General features: G+C 47.4%; 6 protein-coding genes. All 6 read left to right on the top strand.

Features of this window, described 5'->3' with window-relative positions:
• Positions 1–118: 118 nt before the first annotated feature.
• Positions 119–637 (top strand): antiterminator LoaP, encoded by a 519-nt coding sequence (gene loaP / locus MKY66_RS26155; protein WP_076212949.1) that lies wholly within the window; start codon positions 119–121, stop codon positions 635–637.
• A 294-nt stretch (positions 638–931) separates the two neighbouring features.
• Positions 932–1,927 (top strand): ketoacyl-ACP synthase III, encoded by a 996-nt coding sequence (locus MKY66_RS26150; RefSeq protein WP_083657195.1) that lies wholly within the window; start codon positions 932–934, stop codon positions 1,925–1,927.
• Between the two features lie 14 nt (positions 1,928–1,941).
• The gene (locus MKY66_RS26145; RefSeq protein ID WP_179088547.1) at positions 1,942–2,658 is read left to right on the top strand and encodes a thioesterase; all 717 of its coding nucleotides are present in this window, start codon (positions 1,942–1,944) and stop codon (positions 2,656–2,658) included.
• Positions 2,659–2,683: 25 nt separating this feature from the next.
• On the top strand, positions 2,684–3,553 hold the full coding sequence (locus MKY66_RS26140) for a phosphopantetheine-binding protein (RefSeq protein WP_076212947.1): 870 nt from the start codon (positions 2,684–2,686) through the stop codon (positions 3,551–3,553).
• 4 nt (positions 3,554–3,557) lie between these two features.
• Complete coding sequence (locus tag MKY66_RS26135; protein ID WP_076212945.1) at positions 3,558–7,364, top strand: SDR family NAD(P)-dependent oxidoreductase; 3,807 nt, start codon at positions 3,558–3,560, stop codon at positions 7,362–7,364.
• A gap of 19 nt (positions 7,365–7,383) precedes the next feature.
• Positions 7,384–15,090 (top strand): SDR family NAD(P)-dependent oxidoreductase, encoded by a 7,707-nt coding sequence (locus tag MKY66_RS26130; RefSeq protein WP_076212943.1) that lies wholly within the window; start codon positions 7,384–7,386, stop codon positions 15,088–15,090.

Genomic DNA, 15,090 nt, shown 5'->3' with positions numbered 1-15,090 from the left:
AAGATATTCACAACAAAACAATTACATTTTATTACACAAATTGAAACTTAGGGATTTAATTCTCTCATATTTTATGTATATTTCCGCTTGGCTAATTTGTTAATCAGAGGATGATGCCATGAACTGGTACGCATTGTTTGTACATACAGGAAGCGAAGAAGTCATTAGGAAATACCTACATATGTATCTAGGAACCTCCATCCGAGTTTTAATCCCCAAGAGAAAAGTTCCGGAGAAGAAATCGGGTATTTTTGAAGCCTGTACCAAAAAAGTCTTTCCTGGTTATGTATTAATTCAAGTCAACATGTCCGCCGAAACATACCACTTAATCTGTTCTATTCCTCATATCATTAAAATGCTGGGAACTAATGCAAGCTGCACGCCAATCCCGGATCATGAAATGACCACATTGCTTAACCTCATCAATCCGGAAGATATTATCGATTATTCAACCGTATATATGGAAAATACCAAAGTTGTGGTGCTGGATGGCCCATTGATGGGAAACGAAGGCATCATTAAGAAGATTGACAAGCATACACGCAGAGCAAAGGTGTGGCTTCATCTAACAGGCTACGATGAACCCAAATTAGTTGATTTGGGTGTTGAAATTTTATATGCAACACAAGAAAAATGAGTACTCAGACATGTTATGGTCACATACGACAACCAAAACCGGAGGAGCAGAATGAAGCTTAGGCACATTATGCAACCAAGGGAGTCATATGCATAAACACTGAAATACACATTGTGTATCAACAGGGCGAAGCCATGTACGTTGAGCAGTCATCACTACATGTTGTTGAATAAGGTATTTCTGTGACAGTAAAGCGCAAACAAGCGGCTGAACTGTTTTTTTGTTGTCTTCAGGAAATTTATTGTTTTCAGAGAGGGATGCTCACCTTGGATTCAGGAAAGGAAGACGTGATGCATGAGACAAATGACCATTCGCGGTATCGGCATGTATGTGCCGGAATCCGTGTTGACGAATCAGGGGCTGGAGGCCATGGACATTAACGCCAATGCGGACTGGATCTACCATAACCTTGGAATCCGCGAACGAAGAATCTCCCATAAGCATGAGTACACCAGTGATTTGGCATTGGAAGCTGCGAGACAAGCTATAGAGCAGGCTGCGATGGATGCCGAGGATATTGATATGATCATTATGGCGACCTTCACACCGGATCGTTTAATACCACATCCGTCCGCTCTTGTGAAGGAAAAGCTTGGAGCAGACCAAGCCATTTGTCTGGATCTTCGCGCGGGCTGTGCCGGGTTCAGCTATGGATTATTGAATGCGTATTATACGTTCCAGGCTGAAGAAGATATAAGCAATATTCTAGTCATCGGCGCGGATACCTATTCGAAAGTAACGGATTGGCAGGATCGGGCAGCATGTTCCAGTGTGGGAGACGGCGCAGGGGCATTTGTCTTACAGGAATTAGATGAAAATGATTCTTATCACAGCGTTTTTTTGAACGGAATCATGCATCACGAGAATATGGAAGATATCAGTTATGGAACATTGCCTGTTCATTATGGACACATTCCTGACGGATCTGTTTCCGTCTATACGTCCAATGGCCGATATTTATATGAACAATTGGTCCGAGGTATTCCACGGCTCGTGAACCGTCTTTTGCGCAAAGTAAAATGGAATATGGAGGAAGTAGATCTGTTTATTTTCCCGCAAACGAACAGTAATCTGATTCGAGAACTCGCCGTTGCCTTGGGCATCCCGCAAGAAAAAGCCTATATGACGATGGAAAAATACGGGTATACTTCTAACGCCTGTTTGCCAATTGCGGTGACCGAGGCTGTGAAGCAAGGGGCACTGAAAGCAGGTAATCGTGTTGTGTTGGTTGGGGCCGGGGCTGGAACGTATTATTGCGCTACAGCGATTAGATGGGGAGAAGTCGTGTAAGTGGAGAGGAGATTATGACCAAGATGCGATTATATTGTGTCCCTTATGCAGGTGGTTCAGCATCAATATATAACAAATGGAAAAAGGGGTTATCCGAATCCATTGTGCTGAACCCGGTTGAACTTGCAGGACGTGGATTGAAATTCTCCAAGCCGCTCTATGAGAGTATTCAGCAAAGTGTAGATGATGTATTTGATTATATATCTAGCGATTTACCAGATGAGGAGCCATATGCCCTATTTGGACATAGCCTCGGAAGTCTGATTATCTATGAACTGTATAACAAAATGCATGAAGAGCAGTTCAGGAAACCCATACACATGTTTTTCTCGGGGCGAGAGACGCCGGATTATAAAAAAGAACAGGTCTATTACCATTTGCCCGAAGGACAGTTCATCGACCGCATTAAGGAAATGGGCGGTACCCCGGATGAGTTCTTTGAGAACCAGCAACTGATGGATATGTTCATCCCCATATTACGTAAGGATCTGGAGATGAATGAGACGTATACCTACGAAGAGAAGCCTTATAAGCTGCAATGTGATATCACGATACTGAACGGAGCAGAGGATGAAGGTTACATTCTGGATTGTGCAGAACGTTGGAGAGGTTATACGGAACAAGGAAGTGCCGCCCGGATATACAAAGGGGGGCATTTTTATTTATTTGAAGGCAGTATGCATCGGGTGACTAGCATGATCAATCAGACATTAACAAGTTATATGGAGTAGATCCTATACGGAGGTGAGGTGTCCAATGAATCAACGGCAGATTACTTCAATTGAACAGCTAGAGACAACTATTCTGGACGTATTTCATGTTGTGCTGGGAGCTGATGCGGGAGTCACAACCACGATTAATTTTTTTGACTTAGGGAGTGATTCTCTGCTTCTTGCCCAGGTCTATAATCAACTTGAAAAATTATATCCAGCCCAAATTACGTTAACCAATATGTTCGCCTATCCTACGATCTCCAGACTTGCCAAATTCATCGCAGACCAGGAAGGCATGGAACTGGAAGCATACCCTGTTCCATTGGATTACATGCAGAATGGTGGACAGGCCCTTCAAGACCATCGGTATGAATTCCGGATCGAGAAGGATCGCTTTAATGAAATCAGGAACTTGTCCAAAACGGCAGGCTGCACGCCTGTAGAATGGTTATGGTCTTTGTTTGCATATCTGTTGACGGAGATTGGCAATCAGCCGCAACTCACGGTCTATACACTGATTTATCGGATGAATCATATCAGTTCCATTCCGCTGGATGTGCAAGAGGTGCAGGATTTCAATGAGTTGTTTGCCCTAGCTAAACAAGCTTTACATACAGCAGACGAACAGCCTGGTCATCATATCCAGGATCTGGTTAGAGCAGGGATGAAATCACAGCATGACGCTATCCGTCCGCTATTTTACGAGGCAGATTATGTCAGTGGAGGCAGGGGGGCGCTGGAGGAACTGTTTGATGTCATCTGTGAAATTCAGAATGAAAAACGAAATATGGTGGTAACGCTGTATTGTAAACCCGGAATGAATACGGTTCAATGGAACCTTTTTTTCAGAACCTATGATCAAATGCTTGTCAAAGTGATTGAAAGTCTCCGCTCAGCGGCTGAAAGGGGATAAAACAATGAAAAACAAACTGATGGATTTCAGTGAACTGGGTATTCGTGACACAGCTCAGACGGAGTCGTCTAGTCAGCTGCCTCCAGTGGCAACTCCAGCTACTATCCGTCCGGGTGATATCGCGATCGTTGGGCTCAGTGTTCGTATGCCCTTGGCAGATGATGCGGAGCAATTCTGGAATAACTTGTTGCATGGTCTGGATTGTACGAGGGATCTGCCGGAGCAGCGACGCCAGGATGCCGATAATTACATCTCTCGTAAAATGAACCCTGGTGAAGACACCAAATACTTGGATGGCTCTTATCTGGAACATATCGATACCTTTGATTATCCCTTTTTTCGATTTACCCCAAAGGAAGCCAGTTTAATGAATCCGGCTCAACGTATCTTTATGGAGACAGCTTGGGCCGCTTTTGAAGATGGAGGATATACCAGTGAGAAGCTGGCGGGAAGCAATACAGGAGTATACGTTGGACTGGTATCCGATCTGGAAGGTTATCGGTATAAAGAGATGATTCATGATGTGGAGCCTCAGTCTCTGCCGATCTCGGTCACAGGCAATCTATCCTGCATTTTACCCAGCCGTTTATCATACCTTCTTGATCTGAGAGGACCGAGTATGGTGGTGGACACTGCCTGTTCTTCATCTCTGGTTGCAGTGCATCATGCCTGTAATGCCATTCGTTTGGGTGAGTGTGACATGGCGCTGGCAGGAGGCGTAAAACTCAACGTGCTTCCTCTGGACAAGGATTACTACCGAATGGGCATTGAATCATCGAATGGCATGACACGCCCCTTTGATGATAGCTCAGATGGTTCCGGAATAGGTGAAGGTGCGGCGGTCATTATGCTGAAACCACTTCAGGATGCTATCAAAGACAAGGACCAGGTGTATGCAGTCATCAAGGGCAGTGCCATTAACCAGGACGGGAACTCCATGGGGATTACGGCGCCGAATGCCAGAGCCCAGAGTGAGGTCATTGTGAAGGCGTGGAAAGCTGCGGGGGTCGATCCGGAAAGTATCGCTTATATTGAAACCCATGGAACCGGGACTGTCTTGGGAGATCCGATTGAAATCGATGGTATTAAGGGAGCATTTGAGCAATACACCGATAAGAGGCAATTTTGTGCGATCGGTTCGGTGAAGTCCAATATCGGACATTTGTATGAAAGTGCTGGGATTACAGGACTTGTTAAATCCGTATTGTCCTTAAAAAAAGGAATTTTACCTGCGGTGCAGCATTTCGATCGCCCGAATCGCAATATTGATTTTAGTGGAACGCCTGTGTATGTAAATACACGTAACCGAATCTGGCCTGCTGAGGGTGAACCTGTACGAATGGGTGTCAGTGCATTTGGATTCAGCGGAACCAATTGCCATCTCATTCTGGAGCAGGCGGGTGCAGTGGAAACCAACAGCGAGACTGAGACGCGGGAGTACCTCTTCCCTCTTTCAGCCAAGACGCTTCAAGCCCTGCAACAATATATATCCAAATATACGAAATATCTGAAAACAACCGATCACACGTTAGCTGATATATGTTACACGGCAGGCACCTCCCGAACCCATTATGAACACCGTCTGGTACGGATTGCTTCCAGCAAAGAGGATTTGTTCGCCCAACTGGCAGAACTTGAAGAAGGCGGATTGGAATCCATTCGAGAGCAGTCAGTCCCGGAGTCCAGTCAGCTGCATTTAACCGCTCATTGTGAAACCTATCTTGGGGGTGGGGAGGTAAGCTGGCCAAGCCTGTATTCAGGTGAGGATGTTCGCCGAATCAGCATCCCGACGTATCCATTTGAAGCTCATCGCTGCTGGATTGAGCTATCTGCTCCTCCGTCCCAAACCAAGACGGATGCCAGCGCTATGGAGAACATTCACCATTATGAGTTGGGTTGGGTTCCTGAACCGGAACGTAATTCCGATCGGAAGTTATCGGAAGGTCATATCGTTATTTTTATGGACGAAAAAAGAGAGGGAAAAAGAGAAGATCTATCTCTTCGTAAGACACTACAGCAGCAGGGGCATCAGGTTATTGAAGTGTTTGATGGACCTTCGTTCCTTCAAGTATCTTCCGAGGAGTATGTCATTTCAGACCATCGTGAGAGCATGGAACAATTGTGGGCTCATTTGAAAAAATTGACGATCACCCGGATTATCTATATTCAACAGGATCAGTCCTTTCAACCATTCTTCTATCTCCTTCAGGAGATGATAGGTGCCCAATCGCTGGAGCCTGTTGACCTGGTGTTGTTGACGAATCCAATCCATTCCATCACCGGGACCGAGGAAAATGTATTTCCTCAGGCTGCCCTGATGTTTGGTTTGGGTTTGGCTGGACGAAAAGAAGATGCACGCCTGCAATGCCGATCCATCCAAGTGGACGCGGAGACTTCACTCCAGGATATTGTGGCTGAACTGGATCATGAAAGTGATGATTATGGTGTAGCTTATCGTGCAGGAACGCGTTACATTCAGCAGTTTGGAGCACTGGACCCGAGTGCGTATCCTAAATGGAACTACAACATTCGCAATGACGGGTTGTATCTCATTACTGGCGGACTGGGCGGCATTGGGCTGGAGCTTGGATTACAACTCGCGGAGCGATACCCGGGAATTACACTCGCACTGGTGAACAGAACTTCGCTTCCCGCACGAGAAGAGTGGGATAGCATTGTTGCTACACATTCCAACGAAGTGTTAGCTCAGAAAATCCGATCTGTGCAACAAATGGAAGCTGCTGGTGCGACAGTTCTTCCTTACCAAGCAGACATTTCAGATGAAGCTTCCATGCGAATGATTTTAAGTGAATTACGTCAGAAATACGTTCGCATTGCAGGTGTCATTCATGGAGCAGGGGTCGCTGTAGGTGGAGATCATCCACTTAAGGATAGAACGATAGAAGAAGCTGAACGTGTATTATGCCCTAAAGTGCAAGGAACCCAGGTCGTGGATCAACTCACCAGAGAGGACAATCCAGACTTTTTTGTGATGTTTTCATCCATTGCAACGTTATTTAGCGGACCGGGACAGGCCGATTATGTTGCTGCCAATGCGTATCAGGATGCTTACGCAGCCTATCGCAACCAAGAGATGGACGGAACGATGACGGTCAACTGGTCAACCTGGAAAGAAACAGGCGCAGCTGTCGCAACGGGCTACGGAGTAGACACCCTTTTCAAAGCCATGACCAATAAAGAGGCTCTGACTTGGCTGGATCAGGTGGAAGGACGTCAGATCGAACGTGTATTGATAGGACAGATGTCGACAGACCGTGGCATGTTGAAGATGATTCGCAACTATCCGTTTAGACTTTCTCCTCAAGTGGAGAGCTGGATTGATTCACGTCTACAGAGAACTTCATCACCGAAGGCGCCAGCGCCAGTGACCCCGCAAAGTGTAGCCCGGCAGGATACCGTGCTGAATGGTGCGGATGAGGGAGAATACACACCATGGGAGAGAAAGGTTGCCGAAGTGTGCCAAGCTATTCTGGGCTTTAATGAAATTGATATCCATGACAGTTTCTTCGAACTTGGAGCTGACTCGATTCTGGTGAAACAAATGTATGCACAACTTGACCGTCAGTACCCGGGGGTACTCGTTGTTGCAGATCTGTTCGAACATCCGTCTGTGCACCGATTGGGTGGATATCTTGCTGATAAAACAGGCCACAAACGGGAGAAGAAACAGGTAGAGGAGCCTGTAGGTGGTGCAATTGCGCTGGACGAGGAAGTCCATTCTCTTTTTGATCAGTTGGAAGATGGCAAGATCAGCATGGAGGATATGCTCAAAGGATTAAAACATATCTGATATGTAAGGGGACGATACATTGGAACAGTTGCTTAAATACATTATTGAGAATACATCTGGTGGCAAAATCGACAAAAAAACGGCGATTGATATGATTACGCTGTTGAAACAGCAGAAAAAGAACACTCGTGAAGATATTGCCATTATCGGCATATCTGCGCATATGCCCATGGCTGATCATGTGGAGGAATTCTGGAACAATATCGAGAACAAAGTGAATTCCATTGTGGAGTTCCCTGAAGCGAGACAAGAGGATGTGCTGAAATATGTACGTTTCAAACAGCAGGATGAAGATGGGCTGAGCTTTATTAAAGGTTCCTACCTGGATGAAGTGGACAAATTTGATTATCGCTACTTTAAGCTGACACCCAAAGAAGCAGCCCTGATGAGTCCTGACCAGAGAATTTTTCTCCAGACGGCATGGGAAGCGGTGGAAGATGCAGGTTATGGAGGCGCAAAGTTATCTGGTAGCAATACGGGATTGTATGTAGGGTATTACAGCAGCACCCGAGACAATTATGCCAATATTATCGCCGATGTAGAACCGGAATCCATCTCCATCTCGGTAACGGGCAATGTGACTGCGGTACTGGCGGGGAGAATATCCTATTTGCTGAATTTGAAAGGCCCCAGCATGGTGGTGGATACTGCATGTTCATCATCTCTTGTTGCTGTTCATATGGCCTGTCAGTCGATCCGAAGTGGTGAGTGTGATGCAGCCATAGCGGGTGGGGTGAAGGTGAATACGCTCCCTGTTTTTAATAAATATGAGCAATTTGGCATTGAGTCCTCCGACGGGGAGACGCGGACATTTGATGATGCCTCAGATGGGGCAGGTGTGGGTGAAGGTGTGGCCGCCATTCTTCTGAAACCGTTAAGTCGGGCCATTGAGGATGGGGATCATATCTACGCCGTCATTAAGGGAACTGCTGCCAATCAGGATGGAACCTCTATTGGGTTGACTGCACCGAATCCGCGTGCCCAATCCGAAGCGATCGTGAAGGCATGGGAAGAAGCGGGGATTGACCCTGAGACCATCCGTTATATTGAAGCCCATGGTACAGCGACGGAGCTGGGAGACCCGATTGAGATTAAAGGGATTACCAATGCTTTTGAACAGTTTACCGCCAAAAAACAATTTTGCGCGATTGGCTCTGTGAAATCCAATATCGGTCATTTATATGAATGTGCAGGCGTAACCGGGCTGCTCAAAGCAGTGATGGCCTTGAAACATCAGAAGCTGCCGCCGTCTCTTCATTTTGCCAAACCCAACCGCAACATCCGGTTTGAGCAAACGCCAGTGTATGTGAATACACAACTCCGACCCTGGGAAGCGGAAGAAGGAGTCCCGCGCAGATGTGGTGTCAGTGCTTTTGGATTCAGCGGAACCAACTGTCATGTCGTGCTTGAGGAAGCTCCAGCCGTTACTGCTCAAGATCCAGGAGAGGATCAGGCTTTAGGCAAGCAGCTGTTTGTGTGTTCGGCTCAGACGGAAGAAGCGCTTATTCGATTGCTCCAGCGGTATGAGCGTTTCCTGAAGGAGAATCGTGAAGTTCCTGTTGCGAATGTCTGTTATACGGCAGCTACAGGTCGTGGGCATTATGAACATCGTCTGTCCCTGCTTGTGGAAGACACGGCTCAACTGATTCACCTGTTGGAACAACCGTGGACCCAATTGAAGACACAAGAGGGAGTCTATACTGGTGCTCCCGCTCCTAAGCCTACAGGAGCCGAGCGAATGGGGGCGGAAGAACGTGAGCGAACCAGACGTCAATCGTCTCAGGCACAGGAACGGATCAAAGAACTTGCTTCCAGTCCTCTTGTATGGGATGAATCAGCACTTCGGGAGCTGGCTTTACTCTATGCCGAGGGTGCAACGATGGATTGGGGGCAGCTATATCAAAGAAGACAGGTACGGAAGTTGAGTTTACCTACGTATCCGTTTGAGCCCAGCAGATGCTGGATTGATATTCAAGACCCGACTGCTGTGTCGTTAAAGGACTATTTTCATACGGTGCGCTGGATAGAGGACAATGGGGATACGACTTTGCATACCTCGGTGCCTTCCTCTTCAGGCACAGTCATGATGATCGGTAATGGTACCGAATTGGAACAGGAACTGTCGGCAGAACTGGAGGGCGAATGCAAGCGGGTAGTCCATGTGAGACCGGGTAACCAGTTCCGGCAAATATCGGAGAATCAATACGAAGTCGGCGGAGCTGCTCCGGCGGCCTATACTGAGCTGTTAAACATGTTCACAGACGGTGAAATTACTGAAATCATCTATTTATCCATGATGGGCAATTCATTATATCCTGAAGATTTGGCAGCTATTGAAGCCAGACAACAGGAAGCTTTCTACTCACCGGTCTATCTGATTCAGGCGCTTATGAGCAAAGGCTTTGCTGAAGAAATTCATCTGAACCTGATTGCTGAGTACGCTGGACAAGTCACAGGAAGAGAAGAGAGGATTACCCCTCATAATGCACTCTTAATGGGACTTGGTAAAGTGATTCAGCAGGAATATGGACATATTCGGAGCAAGTTTATAGATGTGGATCAGTCCATATCTGCGAAGGATATCCTCAAGGAAAGACATATCAACGGTGAAGCTTATGCTGTTTCGTATCGTGAAGGCCAGCGTTATACGGAGACCTTTACAGAGATGGATCTTAATGAACATGAGAGCGTACCTTTCAAGGTGCGTCCAGGCGGTTTATATCTCGTGACAGGCGGTACAAGTGGTATTGGTCTGGAAGCAGCACGGTTTCTGGCTTCTTCGGAGCAAGTGAAGCTGGCGATTGTTGGTCGGACACTTCTTCCGGCAAAGGAGGAATGGGAAGACATATTGGAAGCAGGCCAAGATTCCCGCGGTCCCAAGATGCAAGGCATCCTTGAACTGGAAGCATTGGGCGCAACCGTTCATTATTACAATGCGGATCTGGCCGATGTTGTAGGCATGACGGAAGTGATTCAGGATATCACCCACCGCTATGGAAACATACATGGTGTTATTCATGGAGCAGGTATTCCCGGAGACGGATTTATATATCGCAAAAGCGATGATGAATTCGAGACCATTCTTGGACCCAAGGTGAAGGGAACCTGGATTCTGGAGAAACTGACGCGAGATCAAGACATGGACTTTATGGTATTGTTCTCCTCCGGTATATCTGTGATCGGTGAAATTGGACAAGGTGATTATACGGCTGCCAATTGTTATTTGGATTCCTTCGCGGCATGGAGGACGGGGCAGGGACGCAGAACACTCTCCATTGATTGGGTATCGTGGAAAGAGACCGGAATGTCCGTGGAATTTGGTATTAATGTGGATGGCATGTTCAAGACTATTCCTACAACGGATGGCATTGCAGCGATGGAAGCAGCCATGAGCAGACGACTCTCCCGAGTATTCATCGGTGCGATGAATTATGGAAGTAAACATCTCGCTGCACTTGGGCAGTTCCCGTTCCGTTTGTCGGATAAGTTGGAAGCTGGAGTGAAGCGGAGTAGGGAAATCGCTGACCAGGGAGCATCGAATCGTTCCAACCGGACCGTACCACAGGAGAAGCATACGGGGCCCGTAGATCTTTCAGGGAATGAAGGGGGACTCTATTCGGAAACCGAGCAGCAGGTAGCACGCATATACAGTGAGATTCTGGGTTATCAGGAGATCAATATCTATGATAATTTCTTCGATCTCGGGGGCAACTCCATTATGCTGATCCGTATGCATGAGAGGCTGAACGAGGAGTTTCCGGGTAAAGTGAAGATTGCTCATTTATTTGCACATACGTCTATCCATAAGCTGGCTCTGCATGTGAACCAGGGTAACGGCACGGCTGTAAAAGCAAAAGCGGCTGCTCCTCTGGAGCAAAAGAAACCAATCGTTGAACAGGATGAGGCCATCGCCATTATTGGGATTGCTGCGGAAATGCCAATGGCTGATACGGCAGAGCAGTATTGGGACAACATTTTGAACGGTGTGGACTGTACAACGGATTTTCCAGAGGGACGCAAAAAAGACATGGATGCCTATCATCAATGGATGAATGCCAAGCTGGGTGCGGACAAAGAAGTGCAGTACCTTCAGGGTGCATTTCTGGATGATATTGATCAGTTTGATTATAAGTATTTCCGTTTGTCTCCGAAGGAGGCCGGATTAACGGACCCGATTCAGCGGTTATTCATGAAGACGTCATGGCATGCGGTAGAGGATGCAGGTTACGGAGGGCGCATCGAAGGAACAAATACAGGTGTCTATATGGGTTTTGCAAGTAGCCTGAACGATTCTTATCTCAAAATGATCTGTGATCTGGACCCCTATCAATATCCGATGTCCATTGTCGGGAACATCACAGCCATGATGCCGACTCGTATTGCCTATCCACTGGATCTCAAGGGGCCTACGATGGTGATCGACACGGCATGTTCTGCATCACTTGTCGCTACTCATCTGGCCTGCCGGGCCATTCGTAATGGTGATTGCGAGATGGCGATTGTCGCGGGTGCACGGATCAGCCTCAGTCCGTTGGATCATGATTATTTGAAAGTCGGCATTGAATCTTCGGATGGATTAACCAAGCCATTTGATCAAGAAGCAGATGGTTCGGGGCTTGGTGAAGGCGGAGCCGCCGTAGTATTGAAGTCACTAAGCAAGGCGATTGCGGATAAAGACAATATTTATGCGGTTATCAAAGGAAGTGCCATTAATCAGGATGGAGCTTCGATTGGCATTACGGCTCCGAATCCTGAAGCACAGACGGATGTCATTGTGAAGGCATGGCAGGATGCCGGTATTGATCCTTCGACCATTGGTTACGTGGAGACGCATGGTACAGCGACGAAGCTCGGCGATCCAATTGAAATGGATGGACTTACCACAGCGCTGCGCCGATATACAGACAAGCATCAGTTTGTTGCTATAGGCTCGGTCAAGTCCAATATAGGCCATTTGTTTGAAGCAGCTGGTGTGGGCAGTCTGGTTAAAGCGGCTATGGCCTTGAAGCATCGGGTATTACCACCTACGCTTCATTTTGATAAGCCTAACTCATCCATTTCATTCCAGGATTCGCCGTTGTATGTCAACACGAAATCGAGACCATGGGACGGGAACGGGGAGCCGCTTCGCTGCGGAGTCAGTGCCTTTGGATTTAGCGGAACCAATTGCCATCTCGTACTGGAAGAGCCGCCTGTGATCCAGGAACGGAAGATTACCAGAGATGTGGAAGTGTTCACGCTAAGTGCCAAGAGCCGCAAGTCATTACTTGCGCTGGTTGATAACTATATCCGTTTTATCTCGGAACGTCAGCAGGAACTTTCGCTCAAAAACATATGTTATACCGCGAATACGGGGCGCTGGCATCATGTATATCGGATTGCCTTTGGAGTGACGGACACATCCGATCTGCTCATGAAGTTGCGGCTACTCGCTACATCAGGTCTCGAATCCACAGGTGAGCATCAGCTCTATTATGGCGTGCATAAAGTAATCACAGAGAAGATCGAAGGGAAAGACCACGAATTGACGGGGCAGGAGAAGTCCATCTTGAAGCAGGAGGGCAGAGATTGCCTATCCCGATACATGGAGTCTTCAGATCCGGGTTTATTACATGAATTATGCAGACTGTACACTACAGGCAGTGACGTGGATTGGAGCCTGATGTACAGGGAAGAGGAAATTCGTAAAATCAGTCTTCCATTGTATCCATACGATAATACACGCTGCTGGGTGGATCTTCCCGAGCAGTCTTCAGTGTATGCACAAGCGAGCACCAGATCGGTACCGCAAGCCTACGAGCTTGTATGGCAGCAGAAGGAGATAGCGAAAGAGGTTTCCGATCAGCCGATCGAAGCGAGCCATGGTACTACACTGGTACTTCTGGATGGGTCCGATTATGCAGCTGAGATAGCAGCACGTATGGAACAGTCGGGGATGCAGGTATATACCGTACTTCAGGCGGATGTTCTGCAATCTGACCCGAACAGTCGAAATCTGGAACAGGTGGAAGTCTATCAGCGTGTGCTGCAACAGGCGGGCCTAGACCGACTTTCCAGAGTGGTGTATCTAAACGGTGTGGGCAGTGATGAACATGCAGCAAGTGTATCTAGTGACATGGAATCATTAGAGACTGTTCTAGATGAACGTGTATATGGGTTCTTCCGGTTTATTCGAGCGCTGTTGTCCAGTTCTCTGAGCCAGCCCATGGAGTTAGTTCTGGTGTCCCGTGAGGTCAATTGCATTACCGGTACGGAGCGGATAAAGCCTCATCTGGCTTCTGCCTTTGGAATGGGCAGAGTGGTAGGCAAGGAGAACATACAGGTTCATTGCCGTTGTATAGATATGGATGAGGACTCTTCTCTGGAGCAGTTGTTGCAAGAGATCGGTACGACATCTTCCTATTATGAGGTGGCCTATCGTAATGGAACACGGTATGTTCAGGAGTTCAGAGCATTGAATGAATCTGCACCTGCTGAAGATGCCTTTATTTTTGACAACGATGGTGTGTACATCATTACTGGTGGTACCGGTGGAATTGGCTTGGAAACCGCGCGATATCTGGCTTCCGACGCTCCAGTGAACCTAGCATTAATCAGCCGTACACCGATTCCTGCACGTGAGGAATGGGATGCCATTGTTGCAGAACAATCGAGATTCAAGGTGATTCATCAAATTACAGTTATTCGTGAACTGGAGAGCCGGGGACATCAGGTTAGTTGCCATGCTGCAGATGTGTCGGATCTGGATGCCATGCGTGTAGTTCTGGATCAGCTTCGGGCAACGTTCGGGAAAATTAAAGGGGTTGTCCATGGCGCAGGGGTTGGAAGCTCGGAAATGATCACAAGCCGTTCACAGGCGGGATTCACCGAGGTATTCTCTCCCAAAGTACATGGTACTTGGGTATTGGATCAACTTACCGAACAGGATCATCTCGATTTTATGGTGCTCTATTCATCGATCGCTTCGGTATTCAGCGCCCCGGGACAGGCGGATTACATTGCTGCCAATGCCTACCTAGATGCATATGCTGACTACAGATCAATGATGGGCAAGCGCACGCTGACTGTGCAATGGTCTACCTGGAAGGAAACGGGTATGTCAGCAGAGCACGGGTTTGCTGTGGATACGTTGTTCAAAGCCATGCCTACGGAACAAGCGATGAATCAATTATCTCTTGTGATGCGGCAATCATCGGTTCGCCGAGTACTTATTGGTCAGATTCATTATGAGGGTCAATTGATATCGGCACTGGCCAAAAGTCCGTTTGATCTCTCTTCCGCTATTCGCGTTCAACTGGACCAACGGATGAAGCAAATGGCCAACAAGCGTCTCCGGGTATCCCCGTCAGAGGAACGTGACGGAGAAGTGGTTTTGACAGGTAAATCAGACGCATCCTATACACCAACTGAAAAGGCACTCGCTTCCATCTGTCGAACGATGCTTGGTTTTCATGAGATTAATGTAGGGGACAGTTTCTTCGAGATGGGTGCTGATTCCATTGTGCTTATACAGGTTCAGGCCAGGATTGATCAGCAGTTTCCTGGTTTGACCAAAGTCACGGATTTGTTTGCGAACTCCAATATTAGCAGATTGGCTCGGTTTATGGATGAGAAGGCTACTTCGAAGCCACAAGACATGGAGCAGGATCTGAAGCGTGTAATCGACCAGATGGAAAGTGGCGACGTTACGCTGCAGCAGGCTTTGAATAACCTGATTAACCTGTAA

The sequence above is a fragment of the Paenibacillus sp. FSL R5-0766 genome (assembly GCF_037971845.1).
Classification (GTDB): Bacteria; Bacillota; Bacilli; order Paenibacillales; family Paenibacillaceae; genus Paenibacillus.
This window is presented reverse-complemented; position numbering and strand designations above follow the sequence as displayed.

What these genes read in the sequence shown, in the direction of transcription:
- loaP (WP_076212949.1), top strand. Translation starts at nt 119, where the DNA reads ATGAACTGGTACGCATTGTTTGTACATACAGGAAGCGAAGAAGTCATT.
- MKY66_RS26150 (WP_083657195.1), top strand. Translation starts at nt 932, where the DNA reads ATGAGACAAATGACCATTCGCGGTATCGGCATGTATGTGCCGGAATCC.
- MKY66_RS26145 (WP_179088547.1), top strand. Translation starts at nt 1,942, where the DNA reads ATGACCAAGATGCGATTATATTGTGTCCCTTATGCAGGTGGTTCAGCA.
- MKY66_RS26140 (WP_076212947.1), top strand. Translation starts at nt 2,684, where the DNA reads ATGAATCAACGGCAGATTACTTCAATTGAACAGCTAGAGACAACTATT.
- MKY66_RS26135 (WP_076212945.1), top strand. Translation starts at nt 3,558, where the DNA reads ATGAAAAACAAACTGATGGATTTCAGTGAACTGGGTATTCGTGACACA.